This is a genomic window from Bradyrhizobium sp. WU425, assembly GCF_021052305.1.
Taxonomy (GTDB): domain Bacteria; phylum Pseudomonadota; class Alphaproteobacteria; order Rhizobiales; family Xanthobacteraceae; genus Bradyrhizobium; species Bradyrhizobium canariense_D.
This window is the reverse complement of the sequence record NZ_CP088089.1, coordinates 483,427-505,586: the sequence shown is the minus strand read 5'-3', so window position 1 is coordinate 505,586 and position 22,160 is coordinate 483,427. Positions and strand designations below refer to the sequence as shown.

General features: G+C 65.5%; 15 protein-coding genes. 11 read left to right on the top strand and 4 right to left on the bottom strand.

Features of this window, described 5'->3' with window-relative positions:
• The first annotated feature begins 100 nt into the window (after positions 1 to 100).
• Positions 101 to 643: a MarR family winged helix-turn-helix transcriptional regulator gene (locus BcanWU425_RS02370; RefSeq protein ID WP_018456591.1), complete on the top strand. Its 543-nt coding sequence runs from the start codon at positions 101 to 103 to the stop codon at positions 641 to 643.
• On the opposite strand, the gene BcanWU425_RS02365 is transcribed toward BcanWU425_RS02370, so the two are convergent.
• Positions 644 to 1,450, bottom strand: a complete 807-nt coding sequence (locus BcanWU425_RS02365) for an N-acyl homoserine lactonase family protein (protein ID WP_085348882.1) — start codon at positions 1,448 to 1,450, stop codon at positions 644 to 646. It lies immediately after the preceding gene.
• Between the two features lie 383 nt (positions 1,451 to 1,833).
• Between BcanWU425_RS02365 and BcanWU425_RS02360 the strand changes: the two genes are divergently transcribed.
• The 4 genes from BcanWU425_RS02360 to BcanWU425_RS02345 all read left to right on the top strand — a co-directional run bounded on the left by BcanWU425_RS02360 (position 1,834) and on the right by BcanWU425_RS02345 (position 8,398).
• Positions 1,834 to 3,345, top strand: a complete 1,512-nt coding sequence (locus BcanWU425_RS02360; protein WP_018456593.1) for a caspase family protein — start codon at positions 1,834 to 1,836, stop codon at positions 3,343 to 3,345.
• A gap of 144 nt (positions 3,346 to 3,489) precedes the next feature.
• Positions 3,490 to 4,161 (top strand): OmpA family protein, encoded by a 672-nt coding sequence (locus BcanWU425_RS02355; protein ID WP_026233202.1) that lies wholly within the window; start codon positions 3,490 to 3,492, stop codon positions 4,159 to 4,161.
• A 158-nt stretch (positions 4,162 to 4,319) separates the two neighbouring features.
• Positions 4,320 to 5,249: an efflux RND transporter periplasmic adaptor subunit gene (locus BcanWU425_RS02350; RefSeq protein ID WP_018456595.1), complete on the top strand. Its 930-nt coding sequence runs from the start codon at positions 4,320 to 4,322 to the stop codon at positions 5,247 to 5,249.
• Positions 5,249 to 8,398, top strand: coding sequence for an efflux RND transporter permease subunit (locus BcanWU425_RS02345; protein WP_085348880.1), 3,150 nt, complete (start codon positions 5,249 to 5,251; stop codon positions 8,396 to 8,398). Before BcanWU425_RS02350 ends, BcanWU425_RS02345 begins: the two co-directional genes overlap by 1 nt.
• Positions 8,399 to 8,600: 202 nt before the next feature.
• On the opposite strand, the gene BcanWU425_RS02340 is transcribed toward BcanWU425_RS02345, so the two are convergent.
• On the bottom strand, positions 8,601 to 9,275 hold the full coding sequence (locus tag BcanWU425_RS02340) for a Crp/Fnr family transcriptional regulator (RefSeq protein WP_018456597.1): 675 nt from the start codon (positions 9,273 to 9,275) through the stop codon (positions 8,601 to 8,603).
• 235 nt (positions 9,276 to 9,510) lie between these two features.
• Here BcanWU425_RS02340 and BcanWU425_RS02335 point away from each other — a divergent pair, with 235 nt between their 5' ends.
• Both BcanWU425_RS02335 and BcanWU425_RS02330 read left to right on the top strand, forming a co-directional pair.
• Positions 9,511 to 11,580, top strand: a complete 2,070-nt coding sequence (locus BcanWU425_RS02335) for an AsmA family protein (RefSeq protein ID WP_204512821.1) — start codon at positions 9,511 to 9,513, stop codon at positions 11,578 to 11,580.
• A 284-nt stretch (positions 11,581 to 11,864) separates the two neighbouring features.
• Entirely contained in the window at positions 11,865 to 14,312 is a 2,448-nt protein-coding gene (locus BcanWU425_RS02330; RefSeq protein ID WP_204512822.1) for an adenylate/guanylate cyclase domain-containing protein, read from the top strand.
• Positions 14,313 to 14,414: 102 nt separating this feature from the next.
• Here the strand turns inward: BcanWU425_RS02330 and BcanWU425_RS02325 are convergent, their stop codons facing one another.
• Together BcanWU425_RS02325 and BcanWU425_RS02320 are read right to left on the bottom strand one after the other, a co-directional pair.
• A complete protein-coding gene (locus BcanWU425_RS02325) occupies positions 14,415 to 15,704 on the bottom strand; it encodes a Spy/CpxP family protein refolding chaperone (RefSeq protein ID WP_231189642.1) in 1,290 nt (429 codons plus the stop codon).
• A gap of 142 nt (positions 15,705 to 15,846) precedes the next feature.
• The gene (locus tag BcanWU425_RS02320) at positions 15,847 to 16,863 is read right to left on the bottom strand and encodes a LysM peptidoglycan-binding domain-containing protein (protein WP_204512824.1); all 1,017 of its coding nucleotides are present in this window, start codon (positions 16,861 to 16,863) and stop codon (positions 15,847 to 15,849) included.
• A 186-nt stretch (positions 16,864 to 17,049) separates the two neighbouring features.
• On the opposite strand from BcanWU425_RS02320, the gene BcanWU425_RS02315 reads away from it, so the two are divergent.
• The 4 genes from BcanWU425_RS02315 to BcanWU425_RS02300 all read left to right on the top strand — a co-directional run bounded on the left by BcanWU425_RS02315 (position 17,050) and on the right by BcanWU425_RS02300 (position 22,101).
• A complete protein-coding gene (locus BcanWU425_RS02315; protein ID WP_204512826.1) occupies positions 17,050 to 17,742 on the top strand; it encodes a hypothetical protein in 693 nt (230 codons plus the stop codon).
• 137 nt (positions 17,743 to 17,879) lie between these two features.
• Positions 17,880 to 20,543: a bifunctional diguanylate cyclase/phosphodiesterase gene (locus BcanWU425_RS02310; protein WP_204512827.1), complete on the top strand. Its 2,664-nt coding sequence runs from the start codon at positions 17,880 to 17,882 to the stop codon at positions 20,541 to 20,543.
• A gap of 212 nt (positions 20,544 to 20,755) precedes the next feature.
• Complete coding sequence (locus tag BcanWU425_RS02305) at positions 20,756 to 21,715, top strand: helix-turn-helix domain-containing protein (RefSeq protein ID WP_204512828.1); 960 nt, start codon at positions 20,756 to 20,758, stop codon at positions 21,713 to 21,715.
• A gap of 98 nt (positions 21,716 to 21,813) precedes the next feature.
• Positions 21,814 to 22,101 carry a hypothetical protein gene (locus BcanWU425_RS02300; protein WP_018456605.1) on the top strand — a complete coding sequence of 96 codons (288 nt, stop codon included), beginning with the start codon at positions 21,814 to 21,816 and terminating at the stop codon, positions 22,099 to 22,101.
• Positions 22,102 to 22,160: the final 59 nt, after the last annotated feature.

Below are 22,160 nucleotides of genomic sequence, written 5' to 3'. Positions count from 1 at the left end.
TCGGCTCTGGTCAGGAGAGGCCTGATCTGCTAATAGTCTCACGTGCAACTATTTTGGACCGGAGCCGGCCGGCCGTCAACTGGAATTCGGAGCGCTCTCCTTGGCGAGGACATCCAGCGACATCGCGCTGAAGACACGCGAGGCCGATGAGGCTTCACCGCGGCCAAAAACACGGCTCGACCTGTTCAGGTTCGTGCCGTTCCGCCTCAACCGGCTCGCCGCGGAGGTGAGTTCCGCACTCGCCGTCGAATATCAGGAGCGTCACGGCCTCGACATCCCCGCCTGGCGCGTGATCGCGACGCTCGGCTTCCGCAACGATGCCTGCAGCGCGCAGTACGTCGCGCAATGCACCCGCACGCACAAATCCACGATCAGCCGCGCGGTGACCATGTTGCTGCATCAGGGTTTGATCGAGCGCGTCGAGAACGAAGCCGACCGCCGCGAATTCCGTCTGCGACTGACCAGGAAAGGCCGCACGCTCTACGAGGAGCTGTTTCCGCAATTGCTGCGGCGGGAAGACGAGATCCTCGCCTGCCTCACCGCGCAGGAGCGCAAACAGCTATCGACGCTGCTCGGCAAGATCGAACAGAGCCTCGATTTGATCCAGACCAGCGAAGAGGCCGACGCCAAGCAGGCGTATTGATCACTTCGCAAATGATCGCGACGGCGGCAAATGCAGCGCCCAGACATCGACCTTGTCGCTGGCGCGCGGATAGATCTCCGTCACGATCGGATCATGGCCGGGAATGAACCGGTCAGGATGGCCGGCGAGGCGCTCGATGGTCTCCCAGCCAACCGCCATGTCGCCGACATTGTAGACGATCGGGAATGGGCTTCTGCGCTGGAGATTGGCGTAATAATGCGCGGCATCGGACGCCAGCACCACCGGTCCGCGCGCGGTCTCGACTCTGACCACCTGCAAGCCGTCCGAATGGCCGCCGACGCGGTGCAAGGTGACGCCGGGCGCGACCTCGCCGTCGCCGGAATAGAAATTGACGCGCTCGCCATAGACATGGCGGACCATCTGGGTGACGTGCTCGACTGAGAACGGATGTCGCAGCAGTCCGTTGCACATGCAGCGCCCCGTCGCGTAGGCCATCTCGCGCTCCTGGAGATGGAAGCGGGCGTTCGGGAAGCGGTCGAGATTGCCGGCATGGTCGTAATGCAGATGCGTCACGATGATGTCGCGAATGCTCGCTGCCGCGACACCAAAGCGCTCCAGCGCGTCGACCGGATTGAGCGTCAGCTTGCGCGCCCGCGCGGACGCTTCCTCGGCATTGAAGCCGGTATCGACCAGGATGTCGCGGCCGTTGCCGCGGATCAGCCAGACGAAATAGTCGAGATCCTGCGCCGCGCTGTCATGCGGGTCGGGCGCGAGGAAGTTCATGTGGGGCGTGCGCGGCGACATCGTCGCATAGCGCAGTGCGTAGATTTCGTAGGCGTTTCCCATGGTTTTGATCTTGCTCTTTTTGTGGATGCACCTTCAGCGGCGATCGACCGCACCAAGCCATCGTCCACCGCAAAGGTCAAACACCGCAGGTTGAAGGAGGCCCGTCCGCAATGTGAGACCAATCACATTGTTGTCGCCATGGCTGCCCTAATTTGCAGCCGCAATGACAACCAGCATGACAACCAGAATGCATCGCGTGCGATCATGACCGCCCGTTTATTCCCCCGCAACATGCCCATGCGTCGCGGTCAATTGTCGCGATAGCGCCGAATCCGCAAGCGGTTGACGCCCCCCTCCCCCGGTTTGATAATGCACATTGCGTAAGTTAAGGTCGCCGCGGCGCAAGCTGGAAACGGCGCCTTTTTGGCTGGATCGCGCTAATTATGAAAATTCGCCTGCTTTTCGTTCTATCCTTGCTCGTGTCGCTCATCCCGACCGCTCCGTCACTTGCGGCCGGCGATCGCTTTGCGCTGGTCATCGGCAATGCCAAATATCCGGACGCCGACGCTCCCCTGAAGGAACCGCTCAACGACGCGCGCGACGTCGCCGACGAGCTCAAGCGCGACGGCTTTTCCGTCGAGATCGGTGAGAACCTGACCGGCGACGGCATGCGCCGCGCCTTCGACAAGCTCTACGGCAAGATCAAGCCGGGGTCGGTGGCACTGGTGTTCTTCAGCGGCTTCGGCATCCAGTCCGCGCGGCAGAGCTATTTGCTGCCGATCGATGCGCAGATCTGGACCGAATCCGACGTGCGGCGCGACGGCATCAGCCTCGAAACCGTGCTCGGCGAGCTCAACACCCGCGGCGCCGGCGTCAAGATCGCGCTGGTCGATGCCTCCAGGCGCAACCCGTTCGAGCGCCGGTTCCGCAGCTTCTCGGCCGGCCTCACGCCCGTCATCGCGCCGAACGGCACGCTGGTGATGTATTCGGCGGCACTGGCCTCGGTGGTCTCGGACGCCGGCGGCGAGCACAGCCTGTTCGTCCAGGAACTCCTCAAGGAAATCCGCGTCCCCGACCTGATGGCCGAGGAGACGCTGAACCGCACCAAGATGGGCGTCACCCGCGCCTCCCGGGGCGAGCAGGTGCCGTGGATATCCTCGTCGCTGGCCGAGGATTTCTCCTTCATTCCAGGGGCCGGCGGGTCGCGCCCGACCACCACGCCGCCACCTGCGCCTCCCCCGCCGCCGGTCGTCGCCAACAACCCGCCGCCGACTCCACCCGCACCTTCACCGCCTCCGCCGCCGAAACCGGCCGAGACGGTGGCTGCGCCCGCTCCGTCACCGAAGCCGCAGGTCGAGGCTGCCTTGCCGCCGGCACCGCCGCCGCCTCCGCCTGTGATTCCGGCCGATCCCGCCACCGCTCCGACCATGGAGAGCGGGCCGAGTGCGGCCGCCCTGGCCGAGGACCCCACCATCAAGGGGCTGACCGCCAAGATCGCGGCCAATCCGGATGACGTGAACGCGCTTTACCGGCGCGGTCAGGTCTATGCCAGCAAGGGCGCCTACAGCCTGGCCATCAAGGATTTTGACGAGACGCTCCGGATCAACCCGAAGGACGTCGAGGCGCTGAACAATCGCTGCTGGACCCGCACCGTGGTCGGCGACCTCCAGGGCGCGCTGAAGGATTGCAACGAGGCCCTGCGGCTGCGACCGAACTTCGTCGACGCGCTGGACAGCCGGGGGCTCGTCAATCTGAAATCGGGGGCGGTCAAGAACGCCATCGCCGATTTCGAGGCCGCCCTGAGGATCAATCCGCGCTTGACCTCCTCGCTGTTCGGACGCGGGATCGCCAAGCAGCGCAACGGCTCGGCCCAAGAGGGCGCGCTCGACATCGCCAATGCCAAGGCGATGGACCCGAACATTGTTCAGGAATTCGCAAGCTACGGAGTGCGTTGATATTTTTTTGAATCGGGGCCGATGTGCCTCGAACCCGCGACGGCCCGGCGAAGACTAATCGAACGGATGCCGCAGGCCGTCCTTTCGGGGGCTTATTGCAGGATTTTCGAACCGCACCAGCTGGCTGCGCAGGAGGGACTGGCTATGAGATTGGCTGCAAAGGGACTTACCGCAATCCTGTCCATCATCACCGTCGGCGCCGCGCTGTCGCTGACGATCCCGCTGGCATTCGCAGCCGACGACGGCAACAGCAAGAACGTCACCGAGGACGAGATCGTCCGCGCGCTGGCGCCGCCGCCGAAGAAGCCGCTGACCCGCGGCCTCTCGATCGCTCCGCAGGCCGATCCCGCACCGAGTGCCACGGAGACCAAGCTGATCCAGTCCGTGCGCGGCCGCTCGACACGGTCGCTGTCGTCGACCGAGCGTGAAGAAATCGCGTCGGCGGCCAAGGACAAGCCGAACATCGATCTGGAAATCACGTTCGACTACAACTCGGCCAATATCAGCGCCAAATCGCTTGCCTCGGTCCAGGCGCTCGGCCGCGCGCTGACCAGCCCCGACCTGAAAGGCTCGACCTTCGTGGTCGCCGGCCATACTGACGCCGCCGGAAGCGAGAGCTATAATCAGGATCTGTCGGAGCGCCGCGCGGATTCGATCAAGCGCTATTTGGTCGACAAATACAGCATCTCCGCGACCGACCTCGTCACGGTCGGCTACGGCAAGAGCAAGCTGAAGGACCCGGCCCAGCCGATGGCGGAAGTCAATCGTCGCGTGCAGGTCGTCAACATGGAAAACAAGACTACCGCATCGAAGTGACCACGACGTAATCCTTTGAAGTGACAAGTCGTGATGTGGTGTAAAGTCTCGCTTCCAGTGCGCGTCCCGCAGCCTTGCGGGACGCTGCTTTATTTCAGGGAAACGCTCTCCATGGGCCGCGCGCGGATGGCCGTGAGCCAGGCCAGGACGATCCGGCAATGAACCTCTCCCAATATCTCAAGCCAGCCGGAACGGTGATCTTCGTCGTCGCGCTCGGCGTCGGCTATTATCTGTTCGAGCACCGGCACCGCGCCGAGCCCAAGGAAACGCCGAGCGAGGCGCTGGTCATCGTGACCAAGTCGACCAATGCCTGCTTCTCCGACCTGGTCCGGGTGACCGGCTTCTTCGTGCCGCGCCGCGAAGCCGTGGTCGTCGCCGACCAGGAGGGATCCAGGGTCACCGACCTCTTCGTCACCGAAGGCACCCTCGTCACCGACAATCAGGAGCTGGCGCGCCTGACCGCACCGCCCCAGATTCCGGGCCAGCCGCCGCGGCCCGGCCCGCAAGGTCCGGTCTCGCTGAAGGCCTCTGCGCCGGGCCTCGTCACCGAGGTCCGCACCATCGTCGGCGCGCCGGCCTCGCCGCAGGCCGGCCCGATGTTCCGTATCGCCGTCAACAACGAGATCGAGCTGGACGCGCAGGTGCCCGCGGTGCACATGGCCAAGCTCAGCTCCGGCGCGACCGTGCGCATCAGCCGCGACGACGCGCCCGATTTGATCGGGCGGGTCAGGCTAGTCGCGCCCGAAATCGATCGCGCCACCCAGCTCGGCCGCGTGCGCATCAGCGTCACCAACAATCCCTCGCTGAAAGTCGGCGTGTTCGCCCGCGCCTCGATCGACGCCAAGCGAAGCTGCGGCGTCGCGGTTCCCAAGACCGCGATCGACCATCTCACCGTGCAGGTCGTCAAGAGCAACATTGTCGAGACGCGCAAGGTACGGGTCGGGCTGTCTTCGGACAGCGCGACGGAAATCCTGGAAGGCCTCAATGTCGGCGAGATCGTCGTCGCCGACGCCGGCTCTTCGCTGCATGACGGCGACCAGATCAAGACCATGTTCGCTGATGAACTCGATCGCACGCGGGTACGCTGATGGCTCTCAATATTTCGGCATGGTCGATCCGCAATCCGCTGCCGTCGGTCGTATTTTCCATCATCCTCCTGATCCTCGGCTGGGTGTCCTTCACCAAGCTCGCGGTGACGCGGCTACCCTCGGCCGACATTCCCGTGATCTCGGTCGCGGTATCGCAGTTCGGCGCGGCACCCGCCGAGCTCGAATCCCAGGTCACCAAGACGGTTGAAGACGCCGTCTCCGGTGTCGAAGGGGTCAGGCACATCACCTCGCAGATCACCGACGGCCTGTCGGTGACGACAATCCAGTTCGCGCTGGAAACCAACACCGACCGCGCGCTCAACGACGTCAAGGACGCGGTGACGCGCGTGCGCTCGAACCTGCCGCAGAACGTCACCGAGCCGCTGATCCAGCGCGTCGATGTCATCGGCCTGCCGATCGTCACCTATGCCGCGATCTCGCCCGGCAAGACGCCGGAGCAGCTCTCCTATTTCGTCGACGACGTGGTCAAGCGCGCGCTGCAAGGCGTGCGCGGCGTCGCCCAGGTCGAGCGCATCGGCGGTGTCGAGCGCGAGATCCTGGTCTCGCTCGATCCCGACCGCCTGCAGTCGATGGGGCTGACGGCCGTCAACGTCAGCCAGAGCCTGCGCGGCACCAATGTCGACGTCGCCGGCGGCCGCGCCGAGATCGGCAAGAACGACCAGGCGATCCGCACCCTCGCCGGCGCCAAGACACTGAGCGATCTCGCCGGCACCATGATTCCGCTGTTCGGCGGCGGCGAGGTCCGGCTCGACGATCTCGGCACCGTGACCGACACCATCGCAGACCGCCGCACCTTCGCCCGCTTCAACGGCGAGCCGATCGTCGCGCTCGGCATCAAGCGCTCCAAGGGTGCCAGCGACGTGAAGGTCGCCGAGGCCGTGCAGAAGCGCATCGACACGCTCAAGGCCACCTATCCCGACGTCGACCTGAAGGTGATCGACACCTCGGTCGAATATACCAATGGCAATTACCACGCGGCGATCTCGACCCTGTTCGAAGGCGCCATCCTCGCCGTCGTCATCGTGCTGTTGTTCCTGCGCGACCTGCGCGCCACCATCATCGCCGCGATCTCGCTGCCGTTGTCGATCTTCCCGGCATTCTGGGCGATGGACCTGCTCGGCTTCTCGCTCAACCTCGTCAGCTTCCTCGCCATCACGCTGTCGACGGGTATTCTGGTCGACGACGCCATCGTCGAGATCGAGAACATCGTCAGGCACATGAACATGGGCAAGTCGCCCTATCGTGCCGCCCTGGAAGCCGCCGACGAGATCGGCCTCGCGGTGATCGCGATCTCGCTGACGATCATCGCAATCTTCGCGCCCGCGAGCTTCATGTCGGGCATCGCCGGACAGTTCTTCAAGCAGTTCGGCATCACCGTCTCGGTACAGGTGTTCTTCTCGCTGCTCGCGGCGCGCTTCGTCACGCCGGTGCTCGCCGCCTACTTCCTCAAACATAGCAATCACCAAGAGCCGCCGCCCGGCCGCGTGCTGCGGTCCTATCACAGGCTCGTGGCCTGGTCGGTGAAGCACTATTTCATTACGGTGCTGGTCGGCTTCGGCGTCTTCGCCGCCTCGATCTGGAGCATTACGCTGCTGCCGCAGGGTTTCCTGCCGGCGCAGGACAGCTCGCGCTCGTTGGTTGCGCTCGAGCTGCCGCCGGGCACGCAGCTCGCCTACACCGAAAAAGTCACCGAAGACATCGTGGCGCGCCTGCGCAAGCGGCCCGAGGTGAAGAGCATCTTCGTCGACGGCGGCCGCGTTCCACCGGGGACCCAGGAAGTCCGGCGCGCCGCCTTGATCATCAATTACACGCCCAAGGACAGCCGCGACATCACCCAGCGCGAGCTCGAATTCTCGATCAGCCAGGAGCTGGAGAACATTCCAGACATCCGCTTCTGGTTCCTCGACGAGAACGGCCTGCGCGCCATCTCGCTGGTCGTGACCGGCGCAGACGCCAACATCGTCAACAACGTCGCCAGCGAACTCGCGACGCAGATGAAGCGGATTCCCACTATCTCCAACGTGATCTCGGAAACCACGCTGGAGCGGCCCGAGCTGCGCGTCGAACCGCGCGCCGATCTCGCCGCACGGCTCGGCGTCTCGACCGAAAGCCTATCGCAGACCATCCGCGTCGCCACCATCGGCGACGTCGGCCCCGCGCTTGCCAAGTTCGACGTTGGCGACCGTCTGGTGCCGATCCGAGTGCAGCTCGAGGATGCCGCGCGCGGCAATCTGAAGACGCTCGAACAGTTGCGCGTGCCGCTCGGCGAGCACGGCGAGAAGGGCGGCGTGCCGCTGTCCGTCATCGCCGACGTCAAGCTCGACCAGGGTCCGACCAGCATCAACCGTTACGATCGCGAGCGACAGGCGACCGTCGCGGCCGATCTCGTCGGCTCCGCCGCGCTCGGCGACGCCACCAAGAAGATCTACGATCTGCCGGTCATGAAGAGCCGACCGAAGGGCGTGAAGGTCTCCCCCTCCGGCGACGCCGAAAGCCTGAACGAACTGTCCGAAGGCTTTGCCACCGCGATCACGGCGGGCCTGATGATGGTCTACGCCGTTCTGGTGCTGCTGTTCGGCACCTTCCTGCAGCCGATCACCATTCTGTTCTCGCTGCCGCTCTCGATCGGCGGCGCGATCGCGGCCCTGCTGATCACCGGCAAGCAGCTCACGACACCGGTGTGGATCGGCATCCTGATGCTGATGGGTATCGTCACCAAGAACGCGATCATGCTGGTGGAATTCGCCATCGAATCCATTCACGCCGGCACACCGCGCGAAGAAGCCATGATCGACGCAGGCATGAAACGCGCTCGCCCGATCGTGATGACCACGATCGCGATGGCCGCGGGCATGATGCCCAGCGCGCTCGCGGTCGGCGCGGGCGGCGAGTTCCGCTCGCCGATGGCGCTCGCGGTGATCGGTGGCCTGATCTTCTCGACCATCCTGTCGCTGGTGTTCGTGCCCGCGATGTTCATGGTGATGGACGATCTCGGCGCCCTGATCTGGCGCTTCGCCAAGCGGCTGGTCGTGCACAGCGAAGATGCGGAGGGCGCAAGTCATCACGGAGCTGCGCCGGCCGAAGCGATGCCGCGGCCGAAGAACATCGTGCACCCTGCGGCGGAGTAGATGTGGCACCAGCGTCAAGCACACGAGGCAGTTCAGCGAGCGCCATCCGAGAACCCGACATAGCGGAGGATCGTCTTCGCTACTAGGCATTCAGACGTACCGGTCGTGCTGTGCCGATCGAGGTCGTTAAAGCGTGGGTCGCGAGTTGGGACTCTTCTGACGAACTCCTTCGCCCCGATAGCGACCCAGCCTAACGGCCCCCCTACTCGTTGCGCGCGATCGCCGTCAGCTTGGTCATGTTCCGCAGCAGGATGCGGCCGCGCTGGAGATCGAGGATCGCTTCCTTGCGCCAGGCCTGAAGCTGGCGGTTGACGCTCTCGCGGGCGGCGCCGACGAAGACGCCGAGTTGCTCCTGCGAGATGTGCACCTCCGAGCCGAAATCGGCGGCGAGCGCGCAGAGGCGCCGCGCGAGGCGAACCGGCAGCGGCTGGAGCATGGACTCTTCCATGCGCTCGCTCTGCCAGCGGATGCGCTGGCAGAGCAGCGCGATGATCTTGATCCCGACTTTCGGCTCGCGTTCGAGGAAGGCGAGAAAGTCTTCGCGCCGCAGCACGAACAGCTCGCTGGCTTCGCCCGCGGTGGCGTCCGCAGTGCGGCTCTGGCCATCCAGCACCGCAACCTCGCCGAACAGGTCGCCGGGCCCCATGAAGTTCAGCGTCAGGCGGCTGCCGTCGGAGGCGCCGGTCTCGATACGGACCTGGCCTCGGCGCACGCCGAACAGCGCATCGCCTGGGTCGCCCTTCTGGAACAGCACCTCGCCATTCCCCAGATGCTGGGTGTGGCAGAGATTCGCCAGCCGCTGGAGTTCGTCTGCGCCGAGATCGGCGAACATCGCATTCATCTTGAGGATGACCGCAAATTCGGCCTGCTTGCTCATTTCAATATCCTTGTGAATTTCGTTGGCAAATCGCTTGGAACCATCAACATCAAGATCGCGTAAAACCGCGCCCGGGAAGTGTGCCATAAGTCACATAACTTTGCAGCACCCCCAGACTATTTTTACGTGCTTGGAGCCGCTTCCCGTCCCGGGATAAACTCAGGAGCCAAGGACGGGTGCAAATGACGGTCATGTGCCGGATTCGACGCCGATCGGCCGCCGCTGGAAAGTCGATATGAGAGCCGTGAAATTCGCCGGCGCGGCGGTGGCCGCAATCGTCATCGTGATCGCACTCCTGCTGGTGGTCGGGATCCCCTCGGGCTTCCTGAGTTCGACGATTGCCTCGCGTGTCGAGAGCGCGACCGGCTATCGCCTGTCGGTCGACGGCACCACCAGAATCAGTTTGTGGCCGACGCTGAACGTGACGCTGAACGACCTCACGCTTGCCGACCCCAAGGACCGCAGCGGCATCACGCGCCTGTCCATCGACAGCGTGCAGGCCGACATGTCGCTTTCAAGCGTCTGGTCGGGCCGCCCGAAGATCAGCGAGCTCGTCGTCACCCATCCCGTGCTCTACCAGCCGCTGCTGCGTGAGCGCCTGCCGAATGCCGGCGGCACGTCGAAGCCGGTCGCGCTCGATCTCGACGGCGCCGCCATCGATCGCATCAAGGTCACCGATGGCGAGATCGCATTCGCGCGCGTGCGCGATCGCGTCGAGAGCCGCATCAGCGCCGTCAATGCCGATGCGATCGTCGGCCGCGACCGCAAGTTCAACATCACCGGCACCGCACGGGTCGGCGAGCATCCGACCAAATTCGACATCAAGGCGACCACGCCAGCGCCGCCGGCCGACCGACCGACCATTCCGGTGGATTTCGCCATCGACATGCCGGACGTGCTGAAGTCCCGGCTCGCGGGCCATGCCGAGATGCGGCTGAGCGGCGATGTCGTGATGATCAACGGCCTGAATGGCACGCTCGGCGATGGCGCGTTCAATGGCTGGGCCTCGGTCGATATCGCGAGCAAGCCTCTGGTCAAGCTCGATCTCGACTTCCAGCGGCTCGCGATCCCGCTGGCGAAATCGCCGGAAGGCGCGTCCGGGCAGCCCTGGAGCGATGCGCCGATCGACGTCTCCGGGCTCAACTATGTCGATGCGCAGATCAGGATCTCCGCGCATGAGGCGGTGATCGGCGAGGCACGCCTCGCGCCGCTGGCGGTCGATGCAAAACTCGCCGGCGGCGTGCTGAAGGCCGGCACCGCCAATCTCGGCGCCTATGGCGGCCAGGTTACGGGCGAATTGATCCTGGATGCGACCAGCGGCGCGCCGAGCTTTGCCATGCATTCCGACCTCGCCGGCGTGCGCGCGCTGCCGCTGCTGCAGGGCCTCGCCGAATTCGACCGGATCGACGGCAAGCTGCAGGCCAAGCTCGCGCTGCGCAGCGCCGGCAGCAGCCAGCGCGCGCTGATGGCGAACATGCAGGGCACGGCCTTCGTCAATTTCCAGGACGGCGCCATTCGCGGCATCAACGTCGCACAGATGATCCGCTCGCTGACATCGGGCACGCTGTCCGGCTGGCAGGAAAACGGAGACAGCAGTCGGGAGCAGAGCACGGATTTGTCGCAGCTCTCGGCGTCGTTCCGGATCGACAAGGGCCAGGCGGTGACCACCGATCTCAACTTGACCGGACCGCTCGTCCGCGTGACCGGTGCCGGCACGATCGCACTCGACACCAAGATGATGGGCTTTCGCGTCGAGCCGAAACTGGTGATGACGACCGAAGGCCAGGGCCGCGCCGCCGAGCCGGTCGGCTTCGGCATTCCCGTGATGATCCAGGGCACCTGGTCGCAGCCGCGAATCTATCCCGACATGGCCGGCATGCTGGACAATCCGGACGCCGCCTATGCCAAGCTGCGCGAGATGGGCAAGGGGCTGTTCGGCGCTGATGGGGCCGGGCTCGGCAATATTTTGGGCAGCCTTGGTCTCGGGGGAGCCACCGCGCCGGGTGGCGGTAATGCCGCCGGCACTGCCAATCCGCAAAGCCAGCAGCCCGCCGGACAGAACAATTTGCTCGGCGGCCCCCTGGGGGAGGCGCTCGGCAATCTGATCCAGCAGGGACTTTCCGGTGGCGCGGGAAACGGCACCGGGACCGGGACTGCCACCGGCCGCAGCCGCAGCCTGCCTGCAGCGCCATCCGCACTGATGCCGCAAGCCTCGCCGGCGTCCCCCGCCCTGGAGGACCCGCCGGCGGCGCAGCAGGACAGCCAGCCGATGAACGACGTGCTGCGGCAGCTCTTTAATCGATGATTGCAGGACCAAAGCGCTGGACTCCAGCCCTCCCTTGCCAAGGCGATCCCCTTACATCGGCGTCCCCGGCCGCGGCTTCCTCCAAACGGATGAGACTGCGACAATTCACCATGCTTCCGCCTGCCAGCATCCAAGGGAGTAACCGAGGCCGGTAACCACGCCGGGTGCTCGGCCGTCCGTTGACCAGTCCCTTCACAGTCCCCTGGGACCAAATTGTGCTAGAAGGCTCGCAGGGTCCGTGCGGCCCGTAGCGCCGGCGCCGATGGCGGCGCGAGAGGATCGGGATGGCAGGAGCGAACGACAAGACACGGTTTCTGCGCGAGGGTCTGTTCGCCAAATACGTCGTCTCTCTCGTCGGCCTCGTCGTGTTCGTGCTCGCCGTCAACGGCGCGATGGAGAGCTGGATCTCCTACCGCGCCACCAAGACACAGCTGACCGACGGTCTCGAGGACAAGGCGCAGGCTGCCGCGCGGCGGATCGAGCAGTCGATCTCGGAGCTCGAGCGCCAGATCAGCTGGGTAACCCGGGCGAGCCAGGACACACTCGAGAAGCGCCGCGCCGACTACGCCCAACTGCTGCACCAGGTCTCGGTCGTCACTCAGCTGTTCCAGCTCAACGGCGACGGCCGCGAGGTGCTGCGCGTCTCGCGCCAGTCGACCACGACCGGCAGCAATGCCGACCTCTCCCGCGACATGCGCTTCACCGACACCGTCGCCCGCGGCGTCAGCTACGCGCCGGCCTGGTTCTCCGACCGGACGCCGTTCATGTCGATCTCGGTGGCGCATTCCGGTTTCAACGCCGGCGTCACCGTGGCCGAGCTCGACCTCAGCTTTCTCTCCGAGTACCTCACCGACGCCCAGGTCGGCAAAGCCGCCTTCGCCTATGTGGTTGATCCGCGCGGCCGCGTGCTGGCGACGTCCTCGAAAGGCCCCGAGATCGGTAAGGATTTGTCGAAGCTGCCGCAGGTTGCGGCCGCGGTCGCACCGGGCCACGAGCCCGACAATTCGGGCACCGACTTCAACGGCCATGCGGTGATGAGCGCCGCGAGCACCGTGCCGAAGCTCGGCTGGAGCGTGATGTTCGAGCAGCCGGCCACGCAGGCCTTGATGCCGATCCGCGACCAGCTGGTGCGCATTGCGCTTTTGATCGGCATGGGCCTGCTGGTCGCAATCCTTGCCGGCACGCTTCTGGCGCGCCGCATGATCATCCCGATCACGGCGCTACGCGACGGCGCGCACAAGCTCGGCGAGGGCGATTTCAGCCATCGCATCGAGGTGCACACCGCGGACGAGCTGGAAGATCTCGCCGGCCAGTTCAACCGCATGGCCGACCAGATCCAGGAGACCTATTCGGACTTGGAGACCAAGGTCGAGGAGCGCACCCGCGATCTCGCGCAGTCGATCAACGAGCTCAAGGTGCTGGAAGAGGTCGGCCGCGCGGTCGCAGCCTCGCTCGATCTCAACGCCGTGCTGCCGACGATCGCCGCGCGCGCGATCGAGATCACCCATGCCGACGCGGTGCTGATCTACGGCTATGACGCGCAGGCGCGCCGCTTCAATCTGGTCGAGGCCAACGGCATCGACAAATCCGCCGACGGCGCCCATGTCACGATCGACGAAGGCCAGGATATCCTGAGCGATGCGGCCGGGAGCGGCGAACCGATCGCGCTACCCGATCTCGACCAGGCCTCCGAGCAGCCGCTGCGCGACGTCGCGATCGAAGCCGGCTTCCATTCGGTGCTGGTGGTGCCGCTGGTCGACCAGCAGGGCACGCTCGGCTCGCTGGTGGTGCTGCGCCGCGCCAGCGGCGAGTTCGCCGCCAGCATCATCGGCCTGATGCGCACGTTCGCCAACCAGGCCGTGCTGGCGATGCGCAATGCGCGGCTGTTCACCGAGGTCGACCACAAGGGCCGCGAACTCGCGGCTGCGCACGAAACCGTGCAGCAGCAGGCCGCAAAGCTCCAGGAGCAGACCGAGCAGCTGCGCAACTGGAATCGCTCCCTGGAAGAGCGGGTCGAGAAGCAGTTGGGGGAGATCGGCCGCATCAAGCGGCTCGAACGTTTCCTCGCGCCGCAAGTCGCGCAACTGATCGCCTCGTCCGACGGCCACGATGCGCTGCTCGACAGCCATCGCCGCGAGGTCACCGTCGTGTTCTGCGATTTGCGCGGCTTCACCTCGTTCACCGAGGCGACCGAGCCGGAAGAGGCGATGAACGTGCTGCGCGAATATCACGCCGCGCTCGGCGAGCTGATCCACCGCTATGAAGGCACGCTCGACCGCTTTGCCGGCGACGGCGTGATGATCCTGTTCAATGCGCCGATTCAGTTCGCCGACCATACCAAGCGCGCCGTGAAGATGGCGGTCGAGATGCGCGACACGATCGGCAAGCTGACCGAGAAATGGAAGAACCGCGGCCACTCGCTCGGCTTCGGCGTCGGCGTCGCCATGGGCTACGCCACGCTCGGCCAGATCGGCTTCGAGCAGCGGCTCGAATATGCCGCGATCGGCAGCGTCACCAATCTCTCCTCCCGCCTCTGCGACGAAGCCAAGGCCGGCCAGGTCGTCGTCAGCCGCCGCGTCTACGGCATGGTCGAGCCCTGGGTCGAAGCCCGCGCGCTCGACGATCTCGTGCTCAAGGGCTTCAACCACCCCGTGCTCGCGATGGAGATTCTGTCGTGGCGCGAGGAGGTGGAGAACGTGTTGGATGCCGCCGCGGCAAGGCGAAGAGGGTAGCCACGACAAAAAACTGCGAAAACAACCCCATGCACAGTAGCAGGGGCCTGCAAGATCAATGACTTACGCGGGCACGGAATTGGCTAGAAGCGGTGCGGTTGATCACACCCCGCGCTTCGGCCCGATCGCCTCGAAGCCGGCCTTCTGCTCGTCGCTTAAGTCAGCTTCGAAATCGTCGAGCGCGTCACTGACCCCGTTCACCGCTTGCAGCATCGTCTGCAGCCGCGCCTTCACGGCCGTGAGGCGTGCCTGCGGTGTCGCTGCTGCCTGTGACGGACAGGCGCTGAGCGTTTCCATGGTGCGCAGCGTGGTGTCCTGGAGCACGTCGAGGCGGGCGCGGCCGGTGTCGTCGAGCTTGAGCGTGGAGGCGATCTCGGCCGCGGGCCATTGCTGCTGCACGAGCTGCTCGTATTGGCGCTGCAGCTTCTCGTCGTAGCGGGGATCGCTGTCCGCCTGGCAGGCCGACGCCGCCTCGGGATTCTTTTGCTGGATCGACGCGAGCGCGGCGCGGCGCTCCTTGGCCAGGCCATCGAGCTTGGCCTTCTGGTCGTCGTCGAGGAGGTCGAGGAATTTTGCGAGCGAAGGTGCGACGGCGTCCGTTGCCTTGATCATGGCCTCGATGCGCTCGCGCATCAGGCCGAGGCGCTCGATGGCCGTCGCGGGGACCTGCGTCGGACAGGCGGCGCGGATAGTGTCGCGCGCGGATGCCCACGCGGTGGCGAGTTCGTCGAGCGCTGTGCGCTGCAATTCATTCGGCTGCACGATAGCGGCGATACGATCGACCGGCAGGCCGCCGGTGTCGCTGGCATCGCAGACCGTCTCCGCGGTCGGGACTCGCCGTCCGCGCCGGCCGTGCGGCGTGGTGTAGGCGGCAAGCTCGGTGGCCGCATAGGGCGCGAAGATCGCGGCATAGATGTCGCCATAGCCATAGAGCGAGAGGCTGGTCGTATCGCCGAGGATGATCGCGGTGGTGAGATCGTCATGCGCGAACGGCCAGAACACCGGACCAACCCAGCCGTAGCTGCCGTCAGGGTGGCGCCACCAGCCCTGCGGACGGCGGCCGCCGCGCCAGCCCGACAGCGCAGCTTGCGCCGTCATTGCGGCACGGAGGACGTGAGGATTCGCAGGCTGGCCGCGCTCTGCGCCGCGAGGATCTTGCGACCTCAACGCTGCGGAGCGGTATCGGCTGCCCCGCACCGCCATGCGGGCATGGCGCAAGCGAGACATGCCGATCATGTGGCCGACGGCAAAGCGCGCAACACCGAGCGGGCCGCCGCGGAAGCCGAACTGCGCCTCGGCGCGATTTGGCAACAGCACCGCCAGAATCACGAGGGTTACGCCTGATAGCGCCAGCCCCAGCCTTGGCCTGAGCCCCAAGCGTGATCTCGACATGACCACTGACCTGTCCACCTTGGCCCTCCTCCGGCGCCAAGCGCACATCGTGTCGCATCACCATGACGCGCGAGGGAACCAAATGTTCCGGAAGCGTACAGGGCAAAGCGTCGCAACGCGCACCGGTAGAGCCGATGCGGTGTTACTCCGCCTTTTGCGGCAGCACGAAGGTTTGGCCGGGATAGATCAAATTGGGATTGTGGATCTTGGCGCGGTTGGCGTTGTAGATCACCGCAAAGCGGGCGCCGTCGCCGTAAGCGAGCCGGCTGAGCGCCCACAGGCTGTCGCCGCGGGAGATCACCCGGCTGCCGCCTGTTTCCGCCGCTGCTCCGCTGACGGCGTCCGCCGGCGAGGCCGATGCAACGGTCGTGGCCGCGGGCGCCCGCGCCATGACCCCCGATCCGCCCTTCGGTTTCGGTGCGCCCATCAATCTCGGCCGGGCTGCGGGCCTGTCCGACACCGATGCCACGACATCCGACTTGTCGTCGGGCTTCTCGGCCTTCGCCTCTTGTTTCGCCTCTTGCCGCGCGACCGGTGCAGGGCGAGCGGGCGGCGGTGCGGCATCGGCGATGACGACCGGCATGCTGCGGCCGGATTGCGTGACGGTGCCGTCAGGCGATTTCGCCCGCAAGGTCAGCTCGTAGGAACCGGCGGGAAGCTGCGGCGGCGTCATCACGAATTGGCCCGACGCATCCGCCACCACACTGTCGAGCGGCTTGCCGTCGCGCAGCAGCTCGACCTTGGAGCCGGGCGTCGCCCGACCCGCGATCACCGCCGCCTCGCCGTGATCGTCGACGCGTGCAACGTCGAAGCGGGGGCCGGTATCCGCAATCGCCGGCGGCGGCTTGACCGGTGCAAGATCGGCAAGCGCGGCCGTGACCTGCTTTTGCGTCTCGGCCAGCGCACCCGCCTTCGTTTCAGCGGGGGACGCGGCCGGCACCGGCGGCGCGCTTGCGGCCAGCTTGGGCTCTTCCGGCTTGAGTTCCGGCTTGAGTTCGACCTTCTGTTCGACCTTGGCCTCCGGCTTGGCGGCGACCACGGAATCGGTCTTGGCCCCGATCGGCAGCATGCGACGCAGCTCGGTGGGGCCGATCACCAGCACGGTGCCGCCCACCGCGAGCAGACAGAATGCAATGAAGGCCTTGGTCGCGGTCACCATCGGAAACGAACCTTGATCAGGAAGAACCTAGCAAATCAATCGAGCCGGCAAGGTGCGCCGTTTTGGCCACGGCAGCAAGACGGTCGATGGGATGATGCGCCGGCACGCCGGGATGAACCGGCGCACCCCCGCCGGCGTCAAATGATCGAGGCCGCATCGCGGCATTTTTCTTGAGGAATTTTTTCCGTGACCGCATTTTGCCGTCCCGCACAATGGCTGGTGGTTGCCCTCATCCTGGCCGCAACTCCGGCGCTCGCCGCTTCCGGCCCGCCGTCTGGCTTCGCTCTCACTGACGATGCCGATCTAGCCTTCACCTCGCCCGACAAAGCCACCAAGATCGAGCAGTACATGAAGGACAGCGGAGATTTCGACGTCAAATGGCAGGCCTGGGCGAGGCGTGGCCACCAGATGACGGAGCTGAAGCCCGAGCAGGGCTACGGCGCCGGCTTCCGCTTCACCCCCGACTCGCAATGGCTGGTGCGGATGCAGAAGACCGGCTCCGGCGAGCAGGACCTCTATCTCTACCATGTCGACAAAGGCGCCTTCGTCAGCGCGACGAAGACCTCGTTCAGCGACCTGGCCTGGGCCTATTTCCACAGCCGGCCGGACACGGGGAAGATGAAGCTCGACTACCACATCTCGGCCAATCTCGTGAAAGGCACCGAAGAGGCCTATCGCGGGCTTGGCGTGCACTGGCCGGACAACCGTTACCTCGTGATCTCGCTGTCGGGCGAAATGGACAAGCACCCGAAGAACGTCGCCGTGAAGGGATTGGCCGACTGGCGCTGCCGCTATGATCTCAAGACCGGGACCTTCGACGTGCCGGCGATGTTCGCCAAGACCAATGCGGAAGCGTTGCGATGGGAAATCCGACGCTGAGGGAACCATGGCCCCGCACCTTCAGACAAGCGATGGAACCAACCCTCTGATTCCATTCCGATTCATGTTTTCCTAACCCTCACTGGTAACGTGGTCTTGTCGGTTTTGCCGCATCTTGCATCCCACGGGAGGGCTGGATGGGCACATCGATCCGATGGAGCGCGCGCATGCGCGCGTTGCTGCGCCGTTGGCGCGGCGCGCCGCTGACATGGCTGATCGCAGGGGGCTTCGTGCTGATGGCCGCAATGGCGATCGGCACCGCGCTCACCGTCGACCGCTTCCGGCAGAATGCGATCGAAAGCGGCCGCGACAGCGTGGAGAGCGCGGTCCGGTTGCTCGCGCGCCATTTCGACCGCGAGTTCGAGGACTTCGCGGTGCTGCAGAAGAGCATCATCGCCGAGCTCGAAAGCCATGGTATCGACTCCGCCGACGTCTTCCGCAGCGAGATGGGCACGCTCGCTGTGCACGAGGCGCTGCGCGCCAAAGCCAGCGGCTGGTCGGACGTCGCCGGCGCCAACGTGTTCGACGCCAAGGGCGTGCTGATCAACTCGTCGCGGCGCTGGCCGGTCGCCGATGTTTCGGTTGCCGACCGCGGCTATTTCAATCGCCTCAAGAACGATCCGGCGTCGCAGGAAGAGATCGAGGTCGTGCCGGGACGGTTGGGCAGCGGACCGGCGATCGTGTTCGCGCGCCGCGTCTCCGGTCCCCACGGCGAATTCCTTGGGCTGGTCTCGCGCGCGATCACGCCCGACCAGCTCGAATCCTTCTTCGCCTCGAGCGGGCTCGGCGAGGATTCCTCGATCGCGATGCACCACCAGAACGGCCAGCTGCTGGCGCGCATTCCGCATGTGGAGGCGATGATCGGGCAGAATTTCCGCAACGGCACGCGCGAGCAGATGGCGGTGTTCGAGCGCACCTTCGTCACGACCCAGCTCGCAAGCCCGATCGACGGCAAGGATCGCATCGTCGCCGCACGCCTCCTGACCGGCGAGCCGCTGGTGGTGGTTGCGACCAAGTCGCTGGATGCGACGCTGGCAACATGGCACACGCAGACCAAATTCTTCGTGACCGTCGCCGTGCTGTCGATCGGCCTGCTCGTGCTGACGCTTTATTCCATCTTCCGCCAGATGACGCGCCGGCTCGCCGTGGAGAAGCAGCAGCTCGATACCGCGATGAACACGATGACGCAGGGCTTGCTGATGTTCGACCAGGACCAGCGGCTGATCGTCTGCAACCGCCGCTACATCGAGATGTACGGGCTGTCGGCCGAATTGGTGAAGCCCGGCGCGTATTTCCGCGACGTGATTCAGCATCGCCATGACACCGGCTCGTTCGACGGCGACGTCGATTCCTATTGCGACGGCATTCTGGGCAGCGTCGGCCAGACCCACAGCGCGATAGTCGAGACCTCCGATGGCCGCCTGATCGAGATCAAGAACCAGCCCGGCGCCGGCGGCGGCTGGCTCGCGACCCATGACGACGTCACCGAGCGCATCCGGGCCGACGAGCGCATCGCGCATATGGCGCATTACGACGCCCTCACCGACCTGCCCAACCGCGTGCTGATGCGCGGCCATCTGGAGCGGCGCGTCGCCGAGCTTGCCCAGGGCAAGCCGTTCGCGATCCTCTATATCGACGTCGACGAGTTCAAGGGCGTCAACGATTCGCTGGGCCACGAGGTCGGCGACGAGCTGCTGCGCCAGGTCGCGAACCGCCTGCGCGCCTGCGTCAGCGGCAGCGACATGGTCGCACGGCTGGGCGGCGACGAATTCGCCATCGTCAAGGCCGGCAGCCGCGACGAGGCCGAACTGACGGCGCTGGCCGAGCAGATCCTGAAGGCGCTGCGCGCCCCCGTGGACTGCAACGGCCAGGAAATCCCGACCGATGCCAGCATCGGCATCGCGATCGCCCCCGACCACGGCGACAATCTCGACGATCTGCTCAAGCGCGCCGATCTCGCGATGTATGCGGCGAAATCCGAGGGCCGCCGCACGTTCCGTATCTTCGCGCCCGAATACGACGCCAAGGCGCGGCTGCGCCGCCAGCTCGAGTTCGATCTGCGGCAGGCGCTGGCCCGCGGCGAGTTCGAGGTGCACTACCAGCCGCTGGTCGATCTCGCGGCCAATGTCGTCACCGGCTGCGAAGCGCTGCTGCGCTGGCACCATCCGGAACGCGGCATGGTCTCGCCCGCCGACTTCATCCCGGTTGCGGAAGAGACCGGATTGATCGGCGAGATCGGCGAATGGGTGCTGAGGCAGGCCTGCCTCGAGGCGGCCTCCTGGCCCGGCGACATCCACATCGCGGTCAACGTCTCACCGGTGCAGTTCCGCTCGCGGACGCTGGCGCTGAAGGTCGCAGCCGCACTCGCCGAGTCGGGTCTCGCGCCCGGACGGCTCGAGCTCGAGATCACCGAGACGGTCCTGATCCGCGACGACCAGGAGGCGCTGACGATCCTGCAGCAGCTGCGCGAGCTCGGCGTGCGCATCGCGCTCGACGATTTCGGCACTGGTTATTCGTCGCTGAGCTATTTGCATCGTTTCCCGTTCGACAAGATCAAGATCGACCGCAGCTTCATCAGCGACATCGGTCAGTCGGAAGATTCCTCGCCGATCGTGCAGGCGGTGGTGCACATGGCCGCCGCCCGTCACATGGCGACGACCGCGGAAGGCGTCGAGACCGAAGCGCAGCGCGCGGTGCTGCTCCAGCTCGGATGCAGCCAGATGCAGGGCTGGCTGTTCAGCCCGGCCGTGCCGGCCGCGAAACTGAAGCAGCTGTTGTCGGCGCAGGCGGCCGCGGCCTAGCGGCGCACTGCCGCACGCTTTGTCATCAACATCTCTGTCCACTCCCGCCCGCCGTGCGTTCGCGAAAGCGCCGGCCGGCTTGGAGCAGGATCGGACAAAACATGGCGGGTTCAGGAAATACGCCCGGCAGCCACGGCGCCTAGAACACGCGCCGTTCCGTACAAATACGGACGACTGATCGAAAGCCCGAGCTGATCAGCAGGAGCCACATCATGACCGGGAACACTGCACTTATGCGCAATCCCTCGCACAAGGGCTTGCCGCCCGCACCCGACGTACAGCCTGACGATCGCTCGACGTCCGAGCGGCGCGCCGCCGACGCGGAGATGGCGCGCGTGCTCAGAACCGAGCCGTTTCGCACGGCCTTGGACTCCTCCGGCGCGGGGATCGCGCATTGGAAACATGATGCGCTGCACGACGTCGTCGAGCCCATGCGCCACCACGTGATCATGGCGCATAAAGGCGTGATGCAGCGCATGGAGCGGCGCTCGGGAAAATCGATCGCGATCGGCACGTTTCGTCCGGGGGTCGTGAACATCGTTCCGGAAGGGTCGAGCTCCCGATGGGACATTCCGAAGCCCGTCGACGTCGTGCAGCTTTACCTTCCCGACGCAACGCTGCAGCGCGTCGCTGGCGAGGCCGGGACCGCCGGGACCGCCGAATTGATTGAGCGAACGGCGCATCCCGACACCATCACGTCCCGACTGCTCCTGAGCGCCGCGGATTCGCTGGGGGGCCATGGCGTCCTTGATGCGCTGTTCCGGCATCAGCTCACGGATCTTCTGGCCACGCGCCTTTTGGCTGCGCATGCAGGCTCGCCAACCACGTTCCAGCCGACCATGGGCGGGCTGGCGCCGAAGGTCCTGCTCCGTGCGATCGAACGATTGCGCTGCGACAGCGAAGCGGACGTCTCGCTCGATGCGCTGGCGTCCGATGCCGGACTGTCGCGCTTCCATTTCTGCCGGTCCTTCAAGGAGAGCACCGGGCTATCGCCGCATGCCTGGCTGCGTCAGCACCGGCTCGAGCAGGCCATGAACATGTTGCGGGAGAGCGACGAATCGATCGTCTCGGTCGCCGCGGCGCTTGGTTACTCCTCGCAAACGGCCTTCGCCGCAGCATTCAAGAAGCTGACGGGCGAGACGCCGAGCGATTGGCGCAGGCGTATGCGTTAGCAGCAATCTCTCGACAGCGACGGCAATCGCGCTGGGGCAACGGCAAATCGGGTCAGCTACATCATCTCCATGTCCAGACCAATCGAGGGAGACCAAAGATGACCTGGAAAAACTTCGTCAGCCGACGGCTGATTGCCTCACGCCGCCGAAGCCTCGCGACCGCAACCCTGTACGGACTCTCGCTGGCCGTTCGCTTCACGTCGGCGACGGGCGAGGAAGTGGAAATTCCGGCTTACACCATGCACCCGGCACAACCGCCCGTTTCCATCATGATCCGAAATGGCGCCGGCCTTCCCTATCAGGACTGGAGTCGAAGTGAGCTTCAGCCCGTCGTCTTAGGTTACGGCCGGCCGCCGAATCTGCAGGCACGCTGCATCGCGCCCTGAGGCCAGCGATCCAACCCACCCCACGCGCCGACGCCGGACGCTGTTCTCAACGCAGCAGC

Bases quoted from the DNA above. Each gene is read 5' to 3' on its own strand.
- BcanWU425_RS02365 (WP_085348882.1), bottom strand. From the start codon at position 1,450: ATGGGAAACGCCTACGAAATCTACGCACTGCGCTATGCGACGATGTCG.
- BcanWU425_RS02360 (WP_018456593.1), top strand. From the start codon at position 1,834: ATGAAAATTCGCCTGCTTTTCGTTCTATCCTTGCTCGTGTCGCTCATC.
- BcanWU425_RS02355 (WP_026233202.1), top strand. From the start codon at position 3,490: ATGAGATTGGCTGCAAAGGGACTTACCGCAATCCTGTCCATCATCACC.
- BcanWU425_RS02350 (WP_018456595.1), top strand. From the start codon at position 4,320: ATGAACCTCTCCCAATATCTCAAGCCAGCCGGAACGGTGATCTTCGTC.
- BcanWU425_RS02345 (WP_085348880.1), top strand. From the start codon at position 5,249: ATGGCTCTCAATATTTCGGCATGGTCGATCCGCAATCCGCTGCCGTCG.
- BcanWU425_RS02340 (WP_018456597.1), bottom strand. From the start codon at position 9,275: ATGAGCAAGCAGGCCGAATTTGCGGTCATCCTCAAGATGAATGCGATG.
- BcanWU425_RS02335 (WP_204512821.1), top strand. From the start codon at position 9,511: ATGAGAGCCGTGAAATTCGCCGGCGCGGCGGTGGCCGCAATCGTCATC.
- BcanWU425_RS02330 (WP_204512822.1), top strand. From the start codon at position 11,865: ATGGCAGGAGCGAACGACAAGACACGGTTTCTGCGCGAGGGTCTGTTC.
- BcanWU425_RS02325 (WP_231189642.1), bottom strand. From the start codon at position 15,704: ATGTCGAGATCACGCTTGGGGCTCAGGCCAAGGCTGGGGCTGGCGCTA.
- BcanWU425_RS02320 (WP_204512824.1), bottom strand. From the start codon at position 16,863: ATGGTGACCGCGACCAAGGCCTTCATTGCATTCTGTCTGCTCGCGGTG.
- BcanWU425_RS02310 (WP_204512827.1), top strand. From the start codon at position 17,880: ATGGGCACATCGATCCGATGGAGCGCGCGCATGCGCGCGTTGCTGCGC.
- BcanWU425_RS02305 (WP_204512828.1), top strand. From the start codon at position 20,756: ATGACCGGGAACACTGCACTTATGCGCAATCCCTCGCACAAGGGCTTG.
- BcanWU425_RS02300 (WP_018456605.1), top strand. From the start codon at position 21,814: ATGACCTGGAAAAACTTCGTCAGCCGACGGCTGATTGCCTCACGCCGC.